The sequence below is a fragment of the Companilactobacillus mishanensis genome (assembly GCF_003946505.1).
Lineage (GTDB): Bacteria > Bacillota > Bacilli > Lactobacillales > Lactobacillaceae > Companilactobacillus > Companilactobacillus mishanensis.
Genome location: NZ_RHON01000006.1, coordinates 25,486 through 45,202 on the forward strand (window position 1 = coordinate 25,486; position 19,717 = coordinate 45,202).

The 19,717-nt window shown below is 37.0% G+C and carries 19 protein-coding genes; 10 read left to right on the forward strand and 9 right to left on the reverse strand.

The genetic code is table 11. The features are described from left to right. Nucleotides 1–56 precede the first annotated feature (56 nt). Nucleotides 57–1,010 (forward strand): FAD:protein FMN transferase, encoded by a 954-nt coding sequence (locus tag EKM63_RS07905; RefSeq protein ID WP_125705428.1) that lies wholly within the window; start codon nucleotides 57–59, stop codon nucleotides 1,008–1,010. 40 nt (nucleotides 1,011–1,050) lie between these two features. Here the strand turns inward: EKM63_RS07905 and EKM63_RS07910 are convergent, their stop codons facing one another. Continuing rightward, complete coding sequence (locus EKM63_RS07910) at nucleotides 1,051–2,487, reverse strand: C69 family dipeptidase (protein ID WP_125705430.1); 1,437 nt, start codon at nucleotides 2,485–2,487, stop codon at nucleotides 1,051–1,053. 126 nt (nucleotides 2,488–2,613) lie between these two features. Between EKM63_RS07910 and EKM63_RS07915 the strand changes: the two genes are divergently transcribed. Continuing rightward, a complete protein-coding gene (locus EKM63_RS07915) occupies nucleotides 2,614–3,912 on the forward strand; it encodes a nucleobase:cation symporter-2 family protein (RefSeq protein ID WP_125705432.1) in 1,299 nt (432 codons plus the stop codon). Nucleotides 3,913–4,627: 715 nt separating this feature from the next. Here EKM63_RS07915 and EKM63_RS07920 read toward each other — a convergent pair. Beyond that, nucleotides 4,628–5,512 (reverse strand): aldo/keto reductase, encoded by an 885-nt coding sequence (locus EKM63_RS07920; protein ID WP_125705433.1) that lies wholly within the window; start codon nucleotides 5,510–5,512, stop codon nucleotides 4,628–4,630. Nucleotides 5,513–5,650: 138 nt separating this feature from the next. Between EKM63_RS07920 and EKM63_RS07925 the strand changes: the two genes are divergently transcribed. After that, nucleotides 5,651–7,543, forward strand: a complete 1,893-nt coding sequence (locus EKM63_RS07925) for a fructose-1,6-bisphosphatase (RefSeq protein ID WP_125705435.1) — start codon at nucleotides 5,651–5,653, stop codon at nucleotides 7,541–7,543. A 27-nt stretch (nucleotides 7,544–7,570) separates the two neighbouring features. Here EKM63_RS07925 and EKM63_RS07930 read toward each other — a convergent pair whose 3' ends face one another. Continuing rightward, nucleotides 7,571–7,939 carry a hypothetical protein gene (locus tag EKM63_RS07930; RefSeq protein ID WP_125705437.1) on the reverse strand — a complete coding sequence of 123 codons (369 nt, stop codon included), beginning with the start codon at nucleotides 7,937–7,939 and terminating at the stop codon, nucleotides 7,571–7,573. A gap of 216 nt (nucleotides 7,940–8,155) precedes the next feature. Between EKM63_RS07930 and EKM63_RS07935 the strand changes: the two genes are divergently transcribed. Both EKM63_RS07935 and EKM63_RS07940 read left to right on the forward strand, forming a co-directional pair. Next, nucleotides 8,156–8,656 carry a GtrA family protein gene (locus EKM63_RS07935; RefSeq protein WP_125705439.1) on the forward strand — a complete coding sequence of 167 codons (501 nt, stop codon included), beginning with the start codon at nucleotides 8,156–8,158 and terminating at the stop codon, nucleotides 8,654–8,656. A 130-nt stretch (nucleotides 8,657–8,786) separates the two neighbouring features. After that, complete coding sequence (locus EKM63_RS07940; protein WP_125705441.1) at nucleotides 8,787–9,296, forward strand: GtrA family protein; 510 nt, start codon at nucleotides 8,787–8,789, stop codon at nucleotides 9,294–9,296. A 534-nt stretch (nucleotides 9,297–9,830) separates the two neighbouring features. Here the strand turns inward: EKM63_RS07940 and EKM63_RS07945 are convergent. Further along, entirely contained in the window at nucleotides 9,831–11,117 is a 1,287-nt protein-coding gene (locus EKM63_RS07945; RefSeq protein ID WP_125705443.1) for a uracil-xanthine permease family protein, read from the reverse strand. Nucleotides 11,118–11,323: 206 nt separating this feature from the next. Here EKM63_RS07945 and EKM63_RS07950 point away from each other — a divergent pair, with 206 nt between their 5' ends. From EKM63_RS07950 to EKM63_RS07960, 3 genes are all read left to right on the forward strand, one after another. After that, nucleotides 11,324–11,932 carry a histidine phosphatase family protein gene (locus EKM63_RS07950; RefSeq protein ID WP_125705445.1) on the forward strand — a complete coding sequence of 203 codons (609 nt, stop codon included), beginning with the start codon at nucleotides 11,324–11,326 and terminating at the stop codon, nucleotides 11,930–11,932. Between the two features lie 71 nt (nucleotides 11,933–12,003). Then, the gene (locus EKM63_RS07955; RefSeq protein WP_125705447.1) at nucleotides 12,004–12,720 is read left to right on the forward strand and encodes a demethylmenaquinone methyltransferase; all 717 of its coding nucleotides are present in this window, start codon (nucleotides 12,004–12,006) and stop codon (nucleotides 12,718–12,720) included. A gap of 472 nt (nucleotides 12,721–13,192) precedes the next feature. Next, nucleotides 13,193–13,594: a hypothetical protein gene (locus EKM63_RS07960; RefSeq protein WP_125705449.1), complete on the forward strand. Its 402-nt coding sequence runs from the start codon at nucleotides 13,193–13,195 to the stop codon at nucleotides 13,592–13,594. 730 nt (nucleotides 13,595–14,324) lie between these two features. Here EKM63_RS07960 and EKM63_RS07965 read toward each other — a convergent pair. The 5 genes from EKM63_RS07965 to EKM63_RS07985 form a co-directional block, all read right to left on the reverse strand. Continuing rightward, nucleotides 14,325–14,762 (reverse strand): Hsp20/alpha crystallin family protein, encoded by a 438-nt coding sequence (locus tag EKM63_RS07965; RefSeq protein WP_125705451.1) that lies wholly within the window; start codon nucleotides 14,760–14,762, stop codon nucleotides 14,325–14,327. Nucleotides 14,763–14,863: 101 nt separating this feature from the next. Continuing rightward, nucleotides 14,864–15,481: an ABC transporter permease gene (locus tag EKM63_RS07970; RefSeq protein WP_225418280.1), complete on the reverse strand. Its 618-nt coding sequence runs from the start codon at nucleotides 15,479–15,481 to the stop codon at nucleotides 14,864–14,866. Between the two features lie 53 nt (nucleotides 15,482–15,534). After that, nucleotides 15,535–16,458, reverse strand: coding sequence for an osmoprotectant ABC transporter substrate-binding protein (locus tag EKM63_RS07975; RefSeq protein WP_125705455.1), 924 nt, complete (start codon nucleotides 16,456–16,458; stop codon nucleotides 15,535–15,537). Between the two features lie 2 nt (nucleotides 16,459–16,460). Continuing rightward, a complete protein-coding gene (locus EKM63_RS07980) occupies nucleotides 16,461–17,096 on the reverse strand; it encodes an ABC transporter permease (protein WP_125705457.1) in 636 nt (211 codons plus the stop codon). Next, nucleotides 17,093–18,295 carry a betaine/proline/choline family ABC transporter ATP-binding protein gene (locus EKM63_RS07985; protein ID WP_125705458.1) on the reverse strand — a complete coding sequence of 401 codons (1,203 nt, stop codon included), beginning with the start codon at nucleotides 18,293–18,295 and terminating at the stop codon, nucleotides 17,093–17,095. The genes EKM63_RS07980 and EKM63_RS07985 overlap by 4 nt, the downstream gene beginning before the upstream one ends. Before the next feature lie 79 nt (nucleotides 18,296–18,374). On the opposite strand from EKM63_RS07985, the gene EKM63_RS07990 reads away from it, so the two are divergent. Further along, nucleotides 18,375–18,740: a DUF488 domain-containing protein gene (locus EKM63_RS07990; RefSeq protein WP_125705460.1), complete on the forward strand. Its 366-nt coding sequence runs from the start codon at nucleotides 18,375–18,377 to the stop codon at nucleotides 18,738–18,740. 106 nt (nucleotides 18,741–18,846) lie between these two features. Then, entirely contained in the window at nucleotides 18,847–19,698 is an 852-nt protein-coding gene (locus EKM63_RS07995) for a helix-turn-helix transcriptional regulator (RefSeq protein WP_125705462.1), read from the forward strand. Nucleotides 19,699–19,717: the final 19 nt, after the last annotated feature.

The window sequence follows — 19,717 nt, forward strand, 5'->3', positions numbered from 1 at the left end:
CAGTGGGTCTCACTAGCTGAATATCGAAACTATGTTTTATCTTGGAGAGATGTACCATGCCGAAATTCACCAATACGTATCACGCTTTAGGAACAAAAATAAATTTAACTGTTTATTCAGAAATCGATTGGCCCTACCTTGATGAAGCTTATCATTTGATACAACATTATGAAGATGTATTGACTGTTAACCGTTCTAAATCCGAACTCATGTCAATCAACCATGCCTCGGGAAAACATGCAGTGAAGGTATCCTCCATAAGTTATCAAATCGTAAAAAAGGCAGTCGAAGTCAGTCTTGAGAATGATGGGTTCAATGCCGCTATTGGACCATTGGTCAAGCTATGGCATATTGGATTTTCAAATGCACATGTACCAACTGATGAGCAAATTCAAGAACGTATGAAGTTGATCGATCCTAAACAAATAGTTTTGAATGACGATGAGAAGTCAGTTTATTTATTAAAAGAAGGTATGGAATTGGATTTAGGTGGCATCGCAAAAGGTTATATTGCTGATGCTATCAAGGATTTATGGCATTCAAATCATGTTGAACGCGGAATCATAGATCTCGGAGGAAATATATTGTTAGTCGGAGATAGTAAACATTCTGATAAGTTGTGGAATGTTGGAGTACAGTCGCCGTTTGATCATCGAAGTGAATCACTAGGGATGTTGCATATTCCCGATTTTTCAATCGTGACCTCTGGAATTTACGAGAGATTTCTCAAGAGTGGTGGACACAATTATCATCACATTCTTGATCCAAAAACAGGCTATCCGGTTCAGAATGATCTTGTCGGTGTGACCGTTGTTAGTCCCATGTCGATAACTGGAGAAATCTGGTCTAGCTTAGGATTTTACAACGATTACGATAAAACCGAAGACCTATTGGCAGATGAACAGGATGTCGGATTGATATTCGTATATAAGGATCGTGAAGTTCGCGTTACCAAGATTTTGAAAGGTAAATTCAAGATAACCGATGATAGTTTTAAGTTAATAAACTAAAAAAATAGCCGAGATTAAATTCTCGACTATTTTTTGTGTTCTATAGGTTTTTATCCATGTTGAATGTAAGTCTTGATAAATCAATACCCTTTGTATAAAGTTTGGCAAACATTTTGTGTGCCTTATCATTCATTTGGGCAACGACTTTTTGATTACGTTCTGTTAGGAATTTAGTTAAATCTTCTCCAGAATAATCCTTAGCGAGTTTGTCTGTTTCGGCAACAGCCTCGCGCAATTCTTGACGACATTCAGTTAAGTAATCGATGTCATCTTGAATGAATTCTGAATAGTTTGATTCTACTAAGACAGACAATGATTTATACATCCAGTAAGCGTCTTTGAAGTCCCAAGTTAATGATACATCGTTGTAGCTTGGATCTGTGTCAGTCATGTTTGTATAGAAGGGAACGTATGGTGTGAATGTTGGATAACCGATACATAACCACATAACTGCAGAAAATTCTTCAGGAACATCATTTCTGATTTGCAGAACATGTGAGTTTTGTGTTCTATTCAAACCGATTGGACGATAACGATATTTGTCAGCATCTGATGCATCAGGACTGAATGGATCGTAAGGAGTTTCATTGTAATGTGATCCTAAAACATATTCGATGTCATCTGGAGTGATCTTGTGATCAGTTTTCATGATAAATGGTAATTCACCATCTTCAGGATCTTGAATAATTTCAGGATTGAAGTATTTTTGACCGAACCAGACACGAGGTGTGTTGTAATGACGGTCTTTTAAGTTATCAGTTCCGAAAATATGACGGAAGTTCCAACCTGTTTTATCAGTGTTCAAATGATTTGTTTCAACGAATTCTTGAATACCTTCTGACCACATGAATTGTGATGGATCATCGAAGTCAACTTGTTGGATCGAAACACGATTGGCGGCAACAGCATAGCTGTCATCAGGAATACGTTGAGCCACCCAATGATGTCCAGTAACGATTTCCATATACCAAACGTCATTCTTGTCACTGAACAAGACAGAGTTTCCGGCAGGTGAACCATATTGTTTGATCAAATCGCCAGTTCTTAAAACAGCAGCTTTGGCTGAATCAACATAAGGCAATACCATACGGACAATTGTATCTTCGTCCATACCATCTTTTTCTAGTGGATCGAATGCCAAGGCACGTTCATTACCATAAGTACTTTCAGTGGCTGACATAGCAACGTTTGCGCCGTTGATACCACTTTCGTCATAGTAACCACCAGTTTTGTAGTCAACATTTGGAACAGCTGGCCAAGAATAACCATCTTCAGGGACCTCTGCTTCAAATTTGTTGAGCCAAGACTTTACTTTGCGACCTTTTTCACCTTTAACAGCGGGGTGCATCAAGAAATGATGAGGTGAAACAGCGTGAAAAGTGTCATCGTTTCTGGCAATCATTGTTGAGCCATCAATACTGGCATTCTTACCAACAAGGATCGATGTACAAGCATCGTCTAAATGATTTTGTTTCATTATAATGAAGTCCTCCTAAATCAATAATACTTTCATTTTATCATAGCCAAAGGTATTTTTATTGGAGGGAACTTTCATCTTTCTTGAAAATGATGATATAATTTCATAAACCAATAGGGGGCAATTATGGATTTAAAAGTAGATAAAAGTGACAATTCTTTCTTTAAGAATCTATTGTTAGGCTTGCAACATTTGCTTGCCATGTATTCAGGGGATATTTTAGTTCCAATTTTAATTGGTGCTGCAATAGGCTTTACACCAAAACAAATGACTTATTTAATTTCTGTCGATATCTTTATGTGTGGTGTAGCTACATTACTACAAATTAAGAGAACACCGCTTACTGGTATCGGATTGCCAGTAGTTTTAGGCTCAGCTGTTGAGTATGTAACGCCGCTACAAAATATTGGCCATCATTTTGGAATTGCCTATATGTACGGTGCAATTATCGCAGCCGGTGTATTTATATTATTGATTTCGAAATTATTCGCTAATCTTCAAACATTCTTCCCACCAGTCGTAACAGGCTCATTGATAACATTGATCGGTTTCACACTGATTCCAGTTGCCTTTCAAAATATCGGTGGTGGGGATGCCACTGCTAAAAACTTTGGTAACGGTCCTGACTTGATTCTTGGATTCTTGACCGCACTTATCATCGTTGTCTTCACAATTTGGGGACGTGGATTTATTAAACAAATTGCTGTTCTTATTGGAATCGTCGCAGGTTATGTTATTGCTTTCTTTATGGGACAAATTGGATTTGCCAGTGTTAGTTCAGCACATTGGTTCCAAATTCCTATGCCATTTTACTTTGCTACTCCTAAGTTTGAATGGTCATCAATTGTAATTATGTTGTTAGCTGCTTTAACTTGTATGATTGAATCAACCGGAGTTTATTATGCTTTGGCTGAAGTCACAAAACGTGATCTTTCAAAAAATGATATGCAACGTGGATATGCATCAGAAGGATTTGCCGCTATCTTAGGTGGGATTTTCAATACCTTCCCATATTCAACATTCTCTCAAAATGTTGCTATCGTTCAAATGTCAGGAATTAAGAAAAACAGACCAGTTTATTTCTCAGCTTTCTTGCTTATTATTTTAGGATTGATTCCTAAGGTCGGAGCAATCGCTACATTGATTCCTAATTCCGTCTTGGGTGGAGCAATGTTGATCATGTTCGGAATGGTCGGTGCTCAAGGTGTTAAGATGCTTTCAAGTGTTGAAATGAACAACAACAATTTGTTGATCATGGCTGTTGCTATTGGATTGGGGTTGGGTGTTACTGTTCAACCTGGATTGCTACACTTCTTGCCTTCAACCTTACAAACTATTCTCAATAATGGATTGGTTGTTGGAAGTTTCTCAGCTATTATTTTAAATATTATTTTGAATCCTGGTAGTCTTAAAAAAGCTAAATAGTTTTGATTTGATACGCGATTGTTTTTTGATTGCGTATTTTTTTTGTTCCTGTGATGTCGCCGAAGGAGGCCAGGGACTCCACCTGCTGTGGGGACGTCTCCAGCCGAAGTGCGGGCTTCCGTCTCGCTTTGAAGCCACGCATGGATCGCGTGTCTTCGAAGTCGCCCATGGCCTAAGCTTCGTTTCACTCCGCTAATGCCATTTTCACAGCTGGTTACTTCCCTGGTCTCCTTCGGCTGGATTTGCGAATCATATCTAACTTTAATGGTGAGCTCTGGGACTCAATTTTTGTTTCGTATTGTAGACCGAAAATTGTTTGTCTTCCGTGTATATTTTGATATTCGTACTTACGATGGTACAAGTCGAAATACATAGTCGGGGTAGGTATCGTTCACTTTGGGACAATTCTTGTTCACACTCAAATATGGGTTTAAGTAGGTTTAAACGACCGGAGGAGGCCAGAGATGGAGGCAGCTGTGACAACGCTGTTAGCTGAGAAGCAGCTTACAGCGTAGGACGTGTTTTAAGACTGACAGATTTTGTCAGGCTTAAAACCGAGTCCACGGACCGAACTTTGGCCGAGGACGGTCCCACAGTCGCCGTAATCTCTGGCATCCGCAGGTAATCAATAATCCAATCAAAGCAAACAAAAAAACTTAAACACTATCTACATAGCATTTAAGTTATCTTTGTGATTGATGTTGTATTTTATAGATTAATCATCCCATTGCTGAACAGCACTTTTTGCTCCAGTAGGATTTCCATGCCAGTAAAAGCCACCATACCAGAGGCTTCTTTTAGCTTCGTCATAACTACTGATTTCTGTCATATCGTCTTCACTTAATTCGAAGTCGAATACTTCAGAATTCTGTTGGATTCTTGCTTCGTGTGCGGATTTTGGAATAGTGATAATTCCACGTTGTAAATCCCAACGGATGATGATTTGAGCGACGCTCTTATTGTATTTTGCAGCTATTTTCTTCAATCGCTCATCGCCTAAGACGGTTCCACCGCCCAGTGGAGACCATGCCTCAACATAAATATTATTTTCTTCACAGTAAGAAATTATGTCTTCGTCTTGGCAAAGTGGATTAAATTCTACTTGATCGATGACTGGCTTGATCGAAGCAATTTTCAGAATGTTTTGAAGTCTTGTCACACTGAAATTTGAAACTCCGATTGCACGAGCTTTTCCATCTCGATATATTTTTTCTAGTGCACGCCAAGTGTCCAAATATAGTCCATCAACTGGCCAATGAATCAACAATAAATCTACATAGTCAGTTTGGAGACGTTTCAATTGTCCTTCAAAATTCTCTAAGGTTGATTCGTATCCTTGGTCGCCGTTAAAGACCTTGGTTGTTAAAAAGATATCTTCACGTTTCATGCCATTATCAGCTAAGCCTTTAGTAAGACCATCACCGACTCCAGCTTCATTTCCGTATTGTTTTGCGGTATCGATTGCTTTGTATCCGTGTTTTAGTGCCCACTGAACAGACTGTGAAGCTCCAGAATTATTTATTTTCCAGACACCCATGCCTAGTTGTGGCATTTTGACACCATTGTTTAAAGTAACTGTCGAATCGATTGAAAAATTCATAGTAGCACCTCCATATATTAAGTTTAACTCAATTAATATTGTGATACTTGAAATAACTTCTACATTTGGTATAGTTCGAAGTGTTAAAATAAATAAAGCGTTTACATCATATATTTGAAGAGAGGTCCAGGTCGCACAATGAAGAAAATTTTCACAAATGATAACGAAATAAAATCTGAAATAATCAATCTTTCCGCAATTCTTAATTTGCCAAAGGGGACGGAAGCTTTCGTCAGTGACATCCATGGAGAGTATGACGAGTTTGCACACATTCTCCGGAATGGATCAGGTAATACTCGCCAAAAGATATCCGAGTTGTTCACTGGTAAATTAACGAATGATCGGCAAAAGAAGTTTGCCTTCTTGATTTACTATCCATCAGAAATTTTAAAGCAGAGCAAAGATTCATTTACAAACGAAGCTGACTTGGATCAATGGTACTTTGACGTTTTTAACCAACTAATCGACATGCTAAGGTATACGTCGATCAAGTACACCCGTTCAAAGGTTAGAAAAGCAATCAAGAGCGACTTTGTATACATCACTGAAGAATTACTCTACGCTGACCAAAATGACCTTACGAAGCGAAATTATTACCGTGAAGTGATGGATAATATCGTTAAATTAGGTATGGCAGACCAGTTTATTATTTCAACTTGTCACACCATTCAGCGACTTGTTGTCGACCATTTGCATATTATTGGAGATGTATTCGACCGTGGACCACATCCAGATTTGATCATGGATCATTTGATGAATCGTTGGGGAAGTCTTGATTTTCAATGGGGAAATCATGATATTTTGTGGATCGGTAGTTCAGCTGGTTCTAAGTTGTGCATGGCTAACCTAATACGAATCAGTGCTCGTTACAATAATTTGAAACTATTGACTAATTCTTATGACATTGATTTGCGTGCATTACAGGATTTCGCGGAGGCTAATTATCAACCGCTGCCTGTATTTAGTCCTAGATCTGACACCGGTGAAAAGATTCCAGATGATGATGCACTTTATGACAACACGGTTCAACAGGCAATTGCTATTATGCAATTCAAGCTTGAAGGTCAGGCTATCAAGCGTCACCCAGACTTTGAGATGGAAAACAGAATGCTATTGCATAAACTGAGTCCAGATCGAAAGAGCATTGAAATTGGCGGTGAAACATATCCAATCACAAACGGTTGCTTCCAGTTGGTAGATCCAGATGATCCTTATAAATTGACTGCCAAAGAGAGTGACTTGTTAGATGACTTGATTCGTCAATTCATCGACTCACCGAAACTCCGCTATCATATGTCATTTATGATGAACAACGGTTCAATGTACCTTAATTACAATGGTAATTTGTTGTTGCACGGCTGTGTTCCTGTAAATGAGGATGGAACGATGCAAAAATGGACTGTTGATGGCAATACATATTCTGGTAAGTCGCTGTTTGATTTCTTTGAAAGTACCTTGAAAGAAGGATTTCAAAACCCTAATACAGAAGAGAGTTTAGACTCAGATATAATTTGGTATCTCTGGACCGGTAAATTGTCGCCATTATTTGGAAAAGCTGCTATGACAACCTTCGAACGTTATTTTATTGAAAACAAAGATTTGCATAAAGAAGTTAAAAATCCATACTATTCTTTGCGAAAAGAAGAATGGTTCGCTGATGAATTGTTGAAGGAATTTGGTTTGAACCCTGAAGAAGGTCATATAATTAACGGACATACACCAGTTAAACTGGGACATTCGCCAATCATGGCCAACAGAAAGATCTTCGTGATTGATGGAGGGATGTCGAAACCATATCACAAGACAACTGGAATCGGTGGTTACACGTTGCTATCAAATTCATTTGGATTCCAATTAGTAACACATGAGCCATTTACGACCCGCGCCAAGGCAATTGCTGATATGACGGATGTTGTTTCTACAAAACGTGTTATTGAGCAGTCTGCTAAGCGTAAAACTGTTGGAGATACCGATAATGGTGTCTTTATCAAACGACATATTGCCGAATTACAGGCAAGATTAGGAAATTAGGTTAAAAAAATAAGACACATTAGTGTCTTATTTTTCTTGTCCAGGTTGTGGTCTGGAGTCATGTTTGATCGGGTTTATGCGATATGAATCTTTGATATATTTATTTTTAGCTAGTTTCCAGTAGCTCTTACCGTCAAATGTTACTTTGGTAGCTTTGTAGTATCTGAGCCATTTCTTTGAAGGTTCCACCATGCTAACTCTTTTCTTAGTGGCAACCATCTTGCCTTTTTTGATCTTGTAAGCTCTGACAGATTTGGAATCATCAGTATTTGATTGACCGATAAGAATAGTCTGCTCTGGTTCGGCGGATGTTTCAGCATTAACTATGTTAATTGAACCCAGTGAAACGATTGAAAATGCAAGAATCAACGCAAATAGAATTTGTAGTTTTTTCATGATTTATCCTCGAAAGTTTGTCGTGAGTTAAACATATCATGAGACTAAAATACCTGCCATTCTAGTTTGATATATTCAATATTTAGAAATTCATAATGTGTTTTTCCATAATATCGTTATATTAAAAATGTTTTATTTACGTCTAAATACTTTTAATATTATTAAAATGGGTTTAATATTCATATATACCTATTTTTCGGAAGGAGCGTATTTATTATGAATGAACAAATTCACGCCGAACAACGTCCATTAGCTGTCGACAATTCAAAAACGGGACTCGATGAAGTCGAACCAGAATTAACGAATGAAGAACCAGTAAAGACAGAGAGTAATGGAAAACAGGCTGTACGCTACGTCCTATGGGGATCAATTTCAGTTGTAGTAAACTTTATTACCTTCGTATCATTGAATCATGTTTTGCATGTAAATTATCAAGTTGCTAATTTGATAGCTTGTATAATCGGTGTGCAAGTCGGATTTTGGATCGACCGTGAAATAGTTTTCCGTCATAAATCAAATAGTGCATTGCGTGAAATGGCAATGTTTTATGCAACTAGAGTTGTGACTTATTTTGTTGAAGCAGGAACACTCTGGATTGGTGTTTCACTACTGAGTGGAGATGCCACCGTTACCAAAGTTTGCGGACAAGTTCTTGCATTGACAGGTAATTTTCTATTTTCCAAATTAGTAATATTTAAAAATAAAGTTAAAGCATAATTCAATTTCTTCTCATAACTAAATGTTCTGAGGAGATTTTTTTTACAATAAATCTAATAACAAATCATTTTAAAAAGATGGCAAAAGGATTAACATTTAAATTAGAACAGTTTGAGGGGAGTTCAAACTTATGGAAAATAATACACATAAGGAAAATAGCACATTAACACAAGTCGTTGACGATGTCGCTGCGGGCATCAATGACGCTGCACCAACATTTACAACTGAAGAAGAACTAGAACCAGAAGGTAACGGTAAACAAGCGGTACGTTATCTACTATGGGGAATTATTTCAGTAATAGTAAATTTTGGGACCTTTTTCCTATTGTTCAAAGCATTTCATTTAAATTATCAATTCGCAAATATTGTCGCATGGTTGCTCAGTGTCCAAACAGGATTTTGGATCGACAGAGTTATTGTATTCCACCACAAATCTAATACAGCTTTCCGTGAAATGATGGCATTTTACGCCACAAGAATTATCACTTATTTGATTGAAACAGCAGCTCTTTGGATCGGTATTTCATTGTTGAGTGCCGATGGCGGAGTTACCAAAGTGTTTGGTCAAATCCTAGCTATCATCGGAAACTACATCTTTTCGAAATTCTTTATTTTTAGAAGTAAATCAGTGGCTAAATAGATTGTTGGTTGTGGTTCACTGCCGTCCTTCGGTTAGGTTCGGCGGTGGTTGGAACGCCATGAGTTGAATTCAATCCAAAGTGCGGTATTGAATTACAACTTTTGTCTAACCTTGGCTGATGCCAAGCTAAGACAAACTCCACGGCTTAACCACCGGCGAACCTGCCCTACGGACTGAATCCAGTAAAATTATATTTTAGTTAAGTTAAATAAAGTGGTCTCATTCTTTCGTGGAATGGGACTATTTTATTGCAGATTTTGTTCTAAAATTATAAATTTTCTACAAAAAAATAGCTGAAAACAGAAGTTTTCAACTAATCTCGAATTGTGCATATATTCTATGAATTATGAAGCCTGACTTTATTTAGATGTAGGAATCAAATCGATTTCGGCTCAGCCCAGAGATTGTTGTTAGTGTGCGTAGCACAGTTACAACAAGGCTAAGTTTCAAGACTTACGAAGTAAGGCTCGAAATTATGCCCTGGGCGTTCCAGCCGGAAAAATCGATTTGATTCCGGAATCGGCAGTGAAAAGCCTATTCTTCAGACAGCGCCTCTCTAGGTAAAATCAAGTTTAGCAATATTCCCATAACGGTTGCTACACCGATACCTGTAAACTGGAAAGTTCCAATTTCAAGATAGGCGTTACCAATTCCGATAACCAGGATAACTGATGCTATCATCAAATTACGTTTTCTGTTGAAATCAACTTTATTGTCAACAAGGATCCGTAGTCCACTTGAAGCGATAACTCCGAATAAGACGAAACTTATTCCACCGATTACTGGTCCGGGGATTGTTTGGATCAAGGCACTTAATTTTCCGACGAATCCGAATAGGGCAGCGAATACTGCTGCACCAACGATTACGTATACTGAGAAAATTTTGTTGACGGCCATGACCCCGATATTTTCTCCATATGATGTGATTGGTGGTCCACCAACTAGTCCGGCGAAGATTGAGGCTGTACCATCTCCGGCTAATGTTCTGTGCAAACCTGGGTTTTTGAAGAAATTACGGTGTGTCAATTCATCTAAGACCATGATGTGTCCCAAATGTTCCGCCATGGTAACGAAGGCGATTGGTGCGAAACTCAGAATGGCATCCCAATAAATTTTCTTGGGTTGATAGCTGATAAATGGGAACTCAAAGGCTGGCAACTTTAACCAAGGTGTCGTTGCAACTTTTGAAAAATCGACTATTCCTAAAGCTACTGATAGCAAGTAACCACAGACGATTCCTAATAGAATGGCAATGTTGCTCCAGAATCCTTTGAGGTACATATTGAATAGGACGGTAACTAATAATGTAAATATGGCAATTCCAAAATACTTCAAATCGTAGGTTTTACCATTCATCATGGCGTTGTTAGCAGCACTTCCAGCTACTGAAAGTCCAATTACGATAACGATTGGTCCAACAACGATTGGTGGTAATGCTCGGTCGATCCAGTCTGAACCGGCGATTCCGACAATTGTTGCTATGATCAAGTAGACTAAACCAACAGCAATTGTACCTTGTGCAACTCCAGCGTAACCAGCAGCTTTCATTAGAGCGACACTAGGTACGATGAATGAAAAACTAGAACTCATATAAGCAGGGATTCGGCCTTTGGTGATCAGAATGTGAAGAATTGTTCCGACACCAGAACTGAATAGGGCGATACTTGGGTCTAACCCAACTAGCAATGGAACTAATACGGTTGCTCCAAACATTGAGAAAAGATGTTGCAATGATAATAGGATCCAGCTTCCTAGCGGTGGTCGTTCATAAAGATCTAAGACAGCCTCAGGATTTCTATACGATTTGTCATTTGCGTCCACAAAAATTACCCCCTGATTTTTGCAAAAAAATAGTCCTTTATTCCCGTGTTTTTCTAGAAATAAAAGACTTAAGTGTTCCTTATTAGCCTCGCGGGACTAAGATTAAAGGTCTATGCAATTTTCTTAACTATAATAAAGTTGAAAAGCGTTGTCAATAATGGAATACTTGATATTACTGAAACAAATAGGATGGAGGAGTTGGCACGATGGTTGAGTTATATGTGGTTAGACATGGTGAGACCGACACAAATTCAGAGGGTAGAATTAATGGAATGTTGACAAATAAACCCTTAAATGAGACTGGAAAAAAACAAGTTGAAGAATTAGCAAAAGAAATGAATGTTGATCAATTTGACGAAATTTATACCAGTCCACTTTCTCGTGCTGTTCAGACTGCCAGAATTTTGGATAAAGGAATGCATCCAATAATTATTGAAGAACCCAGACTGTATGAAACTGATTACGGTACGTGGGACGGTATGAGTGAAGCTAAAATCACTAAGGAACATCCTGAAGCCATGGATGAGAATGGTTTCTTGTATCCTAATTTTGTTAATTATGCTGAGAATGCTGAAGATTACGATAGTGTTTATAAACGTGTCGAAGATTTTGTTGCTGAAATGCAAACAAAAGGTGATGCTAAAATTTTGGCAGTCTGTCATGGATTTATCAGCCGAGCAATCTTCAAAGTGGTGACAGGAATACCTGATATTTCCACAGTTGTACAACCAGATAATGCTGGAGTTTCAAAATATCGTCTGACAAAAGAACACCGTTATGTACTTTATTACGCTCGAACAAAAGATATTATGTAAATCATTAACACTAAATTCATTTTTCATTTATACTTGAATATAACTATTTTATTCATTAAAAGGGTGAGGACATGGCAAATTTAACAAATAACGTTCCAGAAAAAGATGTTCAACAAGTATTTGACTCTATCGCTGGTAATTACGATAAGTTGAATTCCATTATGAGTTTGGGTACGCATAATAAATGGCGTATTGCTGCGACAGATATGATTCAAGGAAATCCTAAAGATATTTTGGATCTCTGTTGTGGAACTGCTGACTGGAGTATTTTGTTGGCAAATAAATTTCAACGAGCACATGTGATCGGACTGGACTTTAGTAAAGAAATGCTGAAGTTGGGTCAAGAAAAAGTTGATAAGACTGAGCTTGATAATATCCAACTCAAACAAGGTGATGCCATGAATCTTGATTATCCTGACAACACCTTTGATGTAATTACGATTGGATTTGGATTAAGAAATGTTCCCGATGCAAACCAGGTTTTGCGCGAAATATTTAGAATCTTAAAGCCAGGTGGTCAACTACTTTGTTTGGAAGCATTCAAAGTGGAAACACCAGTCGTAAAATGGGGTTGGAAACTGTATTTCAATCAAATAATGCCTGTTATGGGGAAAGTTTTTGCCTCACATAAAAACGAGTATCAATACTTGGATGATTCAGTGAATAAGTTTGTAAGTATAAAGAAGTTATTGAGAATGTATCGAGATGCTGGATTTATCAATATTAGAATTAAAAACTTGATGATGAAATCCGCTGCGATCCATTACGGAATGAAGCCAAAAAAATAACACCCTGGGGATGGGTGTTATTTTTTTGATTTATATTTAGGGGATTAAATATATATGTTATAGGGGGGAGAGGTGAGGGATTCATTCCCTCATCTACAAGTACTATAGTAACTTTCAAAGATGAACAAATTATTTTGGAAATATGAAGAGTTTATGAATTCTCCATTTTACTTATTATCAAGTTTTAAACTCTAAAAGCTCAAAAAAAATAATACTCCGGGGAAGAGTATTATTTTTAAGTTTTTATATTTAGGGGATTAAATATATATATGTTATAGGGGGGAGAGATAAGAAGATTTCTTTTCTTCTCATCTACAAGTTATATATTAACCTGTAAAGATGAATTATTTATTTTGTAATTATGAATTATTTATGAACTTTATGGAATGTTCTTTAATTTCACTTATTAGACCAAATATTTATTTCATTTTGTTAAATACACGATATAATGAGTTGAAAAGGGGATGTATTTATGAAAAATCTAATCAAAGTATTTGTTGCAGTGTTACTTGTAGGAATTTCAGCACCAGTAGGATTAGCACAAGCTGCTGACAACGTTGGATTGCACGAAACAATTCAGTCAATTAACAGTGGTTCAGTTGCGAATTACGATAATGCTGGAAATCTCGTAAAAGGCTCAATTGTTTCTTCAAGAAATCAGGCACCAATATATGAACTCAAGGATGGTACGTTCGTCCCAACTGGTCAATCAGTCGAAGCTGGTTCCAATTGGATCGGTGGAGTAACTGTTTATACTAAAAATGGCGATGATTTAAATCAGTACCAACAAATTTCCAATAACCAATATTTGAAATTTGGCGATGGTGTAGATGTCGGTGTAATCGGTACAGGAGTTTTATATACAAATAATTAGTCAAAAAAAATAACACTCTGGGGATGAGTGTTATTTTTTTAATTTATATTTAGGGGATTAAATATATATGTTATAGGGGGGAGAGGTGAGGGATTTCGTTTCCCTCATCTACAACTACTATAATAACGACTAAAGATGAATTAATTATTTTATAAATATGAAAAAATTATGAATTTTCAATCAAATAGATCTAAGCAAAAAAAATAATACTCCGGGGAAGAGTATTATTTTTAAGTTTTTATATTTAGGGGATTAAATATATATGTGTTATAGGGGGGAAGAGATAAGAGGATTTCTATTCCTCTCATCTACAAGTTCTATAGTACCCAATAAAAGTGAAGTAAATATTTTGTAAATGTGAAATAACTGTGAAACGTTTTTTGCTTCATAATTTAATGCAAAAAAATAACACTCCGGGGAAGAGTGTTATTTTAGGTTCTTATGTTTATAGGGGATTAAATATATATGTTATAGGGGGTGAGAGGAGGAATACCTTTGCCTCATCTACAATTAATATAATACAGAGATATTATGAATGAATTATTTTGAAAATGTGAAGATTCTGTGAAGATTACGCACACCGTTATAACGGTGTGCAAACATTAAAAAAGCAAAACGAAACAAAACAAAAAGGATATGAAAGTCGAAAAACTTTCATATCCCAAAAACATAACCTATTTGATTAATAGTGATGCACATTATATTTAAAAATACTTCCGAAATCGGTAGTCTAGCCAATTTCAATATGATGTGCTGAATCTTCACTATTTACCATTTTAGGTAATGTGACACTCAAAACACCATTAGCATAACTAGCCTTGATACTTTCTGTATCAACTGCAGGTAAATGATATTGACGTGCAAAGCGGCCACTAGAACGCTCGCTCATAATAACGTCACCATTCTTATCATTGTGATCCGCAAAGTCATCACGATGTGCACTTACAGTCAATGTGTTGTCGTTATAACTTATGTCGATATTCTTCTTATCAAAGTCTGGCATATCTACGCGTACTTGATAATCCTTATCTGATTCTTTGATATCAGTTTTCAGACTATTACTTGTTGAGAAATTATCTCCGAATAGTGCTGGGAAACTATTCATCCAAGGATCATTGTTGAACCAATCTCTAATGTCATTGTTGCGATTCATAATTTCGTTTGCCATATTCATACTTCCTTTCCTCATTACAAATACAGTGTAGTTCCTTCACTTGATAAATGCAAACAAATAGCACTCAAATATGCTGAGTGCTAAAACGTGTATTATTATTCTTCTTGTTCTTTAAAATAACCGGTTGGTTCAAAGTATTTTTGCAGTAATCCAATTAATAGATCAACGATTATTGCCATCAATGCAGTAGGTAAAGCACCTGCTAAAATCAATGGTGCACCATCTGTCGCATTGGTACCACGGATGATCAAATCACCCAATCCACCAGCACCAACGAAGGCTCCGATGGCGGTATTACCGATAGCAACGACCATGGCTGTTCTAATACCAGACATAATAACTGACATTGCTAAAGGTAGTTTTACCATATAGAGCAGTTGGAAAGTTGTCATCCCCATACCACGAGCTGAATCGATGGTATTTGGATCAACGTTTTTCATTCCGGTATAGGTATTTTTCAAAATAGGTAGGAGTGAGTATAAGAATATCGTCACGATGACGGTGTTCACTCCCAAGCCTAGCCACAACATGATGATAGATAGCATGGCCAACGAAGGAATCGTCTGAATAACGTTGGCAATACTGATAATGAAATCTCCTAAGTGGAAATGATTAGCCATGTATATTCCAAGTGGAATTCCGACAGCTGCAGCTAGGAGCACACCATAAAATGAAATCAAAAAATGTCGCCCAAATTGTTGTAACAGGTACATTCCGTTATGAGAAAAATAAAAAATCAGTTGGTTCCACAACGGCTGATTAGCCATTATTTATCACCTCGAAAATAGTTGTGTTTTTGAAGAAAGTCGTGAGCCACATCTGCTGGTTCACGTAAATTATTGTCGACTTCGTAATTCATTGTTTGCATTTGTGATAATGAAATATTACCGTCTAATCGATGTAATAGAGGTTTTAGATCAGGATGCTCTTTTAACAATGAATTATTTACTACCATACTTGTGTCATATGGAGGGAAGAAATGTTTGTCGTCAGGTAAGACTTTCAAGTTATAACTCTTGATACGTCCGTCTGTTGAATATCCTAAAACGGCTTGCATTTTTCCTGCCGCAACAGCCGAGTAAACTAACCCGATCTGCATTGGATATACTCGCTTGAATTTGAATCCGTAGGCTTCTGAGAAAGCAGGGTAACCGTCATCAGGACGATTGATCCAAATGTTATCGGCACCGATATCAGTCTTAGGACCTATTTTTTTCATATCACTAATGTTGTGTAAGTCATATTTTTTAGCAGTTTCTTGAGTGACCAACATATTGTAGGTATTTGAGAAACCGTACGTAGGGAACCATGTTTCATCGAATCGAGACTTATAGAGCTTTTTAACGACTCTATTAGCTTTAGCTCTATTTTTGATTGGAGCATGGTTAAGCGTTGTGATCAGTTCATTACCGGTAAAGTTTTCTGCCGCTATATCGGCGTCATGATTTACCAAAGCTTGATGAACAAGTTGTCCAGAACCTAGGTTATTAACAATTTCAGTATGGTAATCAGTTTCGTGAGAAATCAATTCCATGATGATTTCAGACACAATCATGGATTCTGTTGTCGTCAAACTGGCAACTTTGATAGTTTCTTTTGATGAGCCACCAAGTCCTGGCCAGCCACATCCTGAAACAAATAATAATAGCGTAAGACTTATGAGGGTAAATAATTTTTTGAATGTCTTCATATCTACACCTCACTACTTTTTGTCACTGGTGTGATTTTCTTCTCAAATTTTCCAAGAAGATAATCAGCCAAGATGGCAAGGATAGTAACGGGAATCGTACCACCGATGATGAGGCTAGGGTCATACAAATTCAAACCATTGAATATGAAGTCACCTAAGCCACCTGCTCCAATATATGAAGCTAATGTTGACCAAGAAATAACATAAACGGTCGAGAGTCTCACACCAGACATGATTATCGGCATCGCCATCGGAATTTCAACGTGCAAGATAGATTGCATCGTTGTCATACCCATTCCTTTTGCGGCATCGATCAAGTTGTGATTAACTTTCGACATTCCAATATATGTGTTTCTTAGTATAGGTAATAATGAGTAAATAAATAATGCCACGATAGATGGTAATTTACCAATTCCAAAAATTGGAATCATAAGTGCCAGTAAGGCAAGTGAAGGTATTGTCTGCAACATACTGGTGAATGACATTACGTACTTGGCAGTTTTGGGAAAACGCGTTAGGAGTATTCCTAGCGGCACGGCAAAAATAACACCAAGTATGATTGAAAAACCGGAAATGTAGATTTGTTCCCAGGTTTTGATGATCAGTTCTGAACCGTGCTGATTGAGAAAGTCAATCATGCATTTTCACTTCCTTTGGTGATAGAAGCGGGTAAATTAGCATCTTCTGGGTTTTCTAGCTCTTCTTTACCCCATATAGCGTCGTAGACGACGTTAACTAGTGAGGCACGTGTAACTATACCGATGAGCGTATTATCATTGTCAACAACTGGTACGTACTTATAACCTTGTTTCAAAATACGCTCAGATGTATCACGTAAAAATGAAGTTTTCTTAACTTTAATTAAATTATTAGCGTAAATATCACTAACACTGGAATCTTTTGAGTAGTGTTCATTGATAGTTTCCAAATCGATATAACCTTTTAACTTGTTATTGTCATCAGTAACCAACAGTGAATCAACGTGTTTCGTACTCATTTCCCAGATAGCTTCGGAAAGTGACTTTCCAAGTGTAATACGAGCTGGGTTTTTAGACATGATATCGCCAACAGACAAAGTATTCTGTTGTGCTTGGAGCAATCTTTCTTCACCAAGTAGGTTCTTAACGAAATCATTTGCAGGATGTTGCAAAATGTTGTCCGGAGTATCATCCTGAATAACTTTTCCGCTATCCATAATTACAATATGTGTAGCTAATTTCAAAGCTTCATCCATATCGTGAGTAACGAAGACGATAGTTTTACCAAGCGTCTCTTGAAGATGCTTAACTAAGTCTTGTAAGTTGTCACGAGTAATTGGGTCTAAGGCTCCAAAAGGTTCGTCCATCAAAATAATATCTTGATCGGCTGCCAAGGCTCTGACAACACCGATTCTTTGTTGCTGACCACCAGATAATTCAGCTGGATAACGATCCAGGTAACTTTCTGGTAATTCAGCTAGTTTGATAAGCTCGGTGGCCTTCTTGTCCATTTTTTCCTGAGGCCATTTCAATAATTTTGGTACTAAGGTGATATTATCTTTGATCGTCATATGTGGCATGAGACCATTATTTTGAATGACGTAACCGATCGTCCGACGTAATTTTACGGGGTCATATTTTCTAATATTCTTACCTTTGAAAATAATACTTCCTTTACTTGGTTCGATCATGCGGTTGATCATTCGCATAGTCGTCGTCTTTCCAGAACCCGATGTTCCAATGAAACAAACAAATTCTCCCTCTTTGACTGTAATGTTGACATCAGAGACGGCAACAGCACGACCATGGTATATCTTTGCTACATCCCTAAACGAGACTATTTCTTTAGCAGTAGCCATAAATCCTCCTATTAAAAGTAATAACGTTTGCTATGATACAATGATAATGTCATTAATTCAAAAGAGGTTTTAGTATATTATGAGTGAAATTATCGTTAAACGTATATATGACAAGGATTTACCGGATGGATATAGAATTTTAATTGATCGAGTTTGGCCACGTGGAATGTCTAAAGTTCGAGCACAATTGGATTTATGGGCAAAAAATATTGCTCCAACACCTGAATTGAGAAAATGGTTTTCACATGATCCAGAAAAATTTCCGGAATTTAAAGAAAAGTATATAAATGAACTAAATGAGAATCCAGACACTGCCGAATTTTTGAAAACGATTGAAGATGCTTTGAAGTCACAAGATGTATTGTTGCTCTATGGTTCAAAGGAACAGAAATATAATAATGCAGCAGTAATGATTGATTATCTTAATAAAAAAATAGCTAAATAACAGTTCATTTGTGAATAAAAACTGATTTATCGAATCTTTGTGATTGAATTAGAAATTTTTGGCAATTATAATAGTTATTACAAGTCACGGAAGATGGGATGACAACATGGAAGAATTCGATATCGAGGCCTTATTGTCTAGCAACGAGAAAACTATTATTCGGCTGTTAGAAGATTATGCAAATGTTAATAATATTATTGCCTATGTGATCGATAATAATGGCGATTTGAAGTCTAGTTTTTTTGGCAACCTTCCAACTGACGGAATTTTTGAACAAATTTCTGAAATGAAAAATTTAAATAAAATTACTGAGAAACATCAAGAGTACAATTTGTCATACGCTGATGCGGCGTTACGAGTTTCTGTGCTCGGTCAGATTGTCGGAAAAGTTTGCTGTATTGAACCTGCCAACCGTGTGAATGGTCAGAATTTTGGAATGATCTCGTATGAGTTGGGTCAACATAGCCGCTTCTTGAAACGCCTGATTGAAAGTGTTGGTCATCTTTTGATCAACGAACACGGAATCGGAAACTTTATGATCAAATATCCGTTAGAAGTCGATGATATTATCGATGAATTGAATGATGACGATAGTGTTGCACTACAACAGTTGCGTCACTTGTCGACATCAAACGATTCAATAATCTCGGCAATTGAATATATTGATGATAATTTGGACAAACATTTAACACTGGATCAGGTTTCCAATCACGTCTTTTTATCTGATTATTATTTTAGTAAGTTGTTTAAACGTGAGACTAAGCTAAGTTTTTCTGTGTATCTGAATGCCCGTAAAATACAAAAGGCAATGATGATCTTAAAACAGACTTCGCATAGCATCAGCGAGGTTTCTGAAGAACTTGGATTTACCAGAATGAGTTATTTCAGTCAAACTTTCAAAAAGTACACTGGGTATACACCATCGGATTTCCGAAACGAAGAATATTTAGAAATATAATTGTGGCCACCTTTACGGA

What these genes read in the sequence shown, in the direction of transcription:
- EKM63_RS07910 (WP_125705430.1), bottom strand. Translation starts at nt 2,487, where the DNA reads ATGAAACAAAATCATTTAGACGATGCTTGTACATCGATCCTTGTTGGT.
- EKM63_RS07980 (WP_125705457.1), bottom strand. Translation starts at nt 17,096, where the DNA reads ATGATTGACTTTCTCAATCAGCACGGTTCAGAACTGATCATCAAAACC.
- EKM63_RS07935 (WP_125705439.1), top strand. Translation starts at nt 8,156, where the DNA reads ATGAATGAACAAATTCACGCCGAACAACGTCCATTAGCTGTCGACAAT.
- EKM63_RS07970 (WP_225418280.1), bottom strand. Translation starts at nt 15,481, where the DNA reads ATGTACCTGTTACAACAATTTGGGCGACATTTTTTGATTTCATTTTAT.
- EKM63_RS07920 (WP_125705433.1), bottom strand. Translation starts at nt 5,512, where the DNA reads ATGAATTTTTCAATCGATTCGACAGTTACTTTAAACAATGGTGTCAAA.
- EKM63_RS07995 (WP_125705462.1), top strand. Translation starts at nt 18,847, where the DNA reads ATGGAAGAATTCGATATCGAGGCCTTATTGTCTAGCAACGAGAAAACT.
- EKM63_RS07975 (WP_125705455.1), bottom strand. Translation starts at nt 16,458, where the DNA reads ATGAAGACATTCAAAAAATTATTTACCCTCATAAGTCTTACGCTATTA.
- EKM63_RS07925 (WP_125705435.1), top strand. Translation starts at nt 5,651, where the DNA reads ATGAAGAAAATTTTCACAAATGATAACGAAATAAAATCTGAAATAATC.
- EKM63_RS07960 (WP_125705449.1), top strand. Translation starts at nt 13,193, where the DNA reads ATGAAAAATCTAATCAAAGTATTTGTTGCAGTGTTACTTGTAGGAATT.
- EKM63_RS07930 (WP_125705437.1), bottom strand. Translation starts at nt 7,939, where the DNA reads ATGAAAAAACTACAAATTCTATTTGCGTTGATTCTTGCATTTTCAATC.
- EKM63_RS07905 (WP_125705428.1), top strand. Translation starts at nt 57, where the DNA reads ATGCCGAAATTCACCAATACGTATCACGCTTTAGGAACAAAAATAAAT.
- EKM63_RS07965 (WP_125705451.1), bottom strand. Translation starts at nt 14,762, where the DNA reads ATGGCAAACGAAATTATGAATCGCAACAATGACATTAGAGATTGGTTC.
- EKM63_RS07950 (WP_125705445.1), top strand. Translation starts at nt 11,324, where the DNA reads ATGGTTGAGTTATATGTGGTTAGACATGGTGAGACCGACACAAATTCA.
- EKM63_RS07985 (WP_125705458.1), bottom strand. Translation starts at nt 18,295, where the DNA reads ATGGCTACTGCTAAAGAAATAGTCTCGTTTAGGGATGTAGCAAAGATA.
- EKM63_RS07955 (WP_125705447.1), top strand. Translation starts at nt 12,004, where the DNA reads ATGGCAAATTTAACAAATAACGTTCCAGAAAAAGATGTTCAACAAGTA.
- EKM63_RS07940 (WP_125705441.1), top strand. Translation starts at nt 8,787, where the DNA reads ATGGAAAATAATACACATAAGGAAAATAGCACATTAACACAAGTCGTT.
- EKM63_RS07915 (WP_125705432.1), top strand. Translation starts at nt 2,614, where the DNA reads ATGGATTTAAAAGTAGATAAAAGTGACAATTCTTTCTTTAAGAATCTA.
- EKM63_RS07990 (WP_125705460.1), top strand. Translation starts at nt 18,375, where the DNA reads ATGAGTGAAATTATCGTTAAACGTATATATGACAAGGATTTACCGGAT.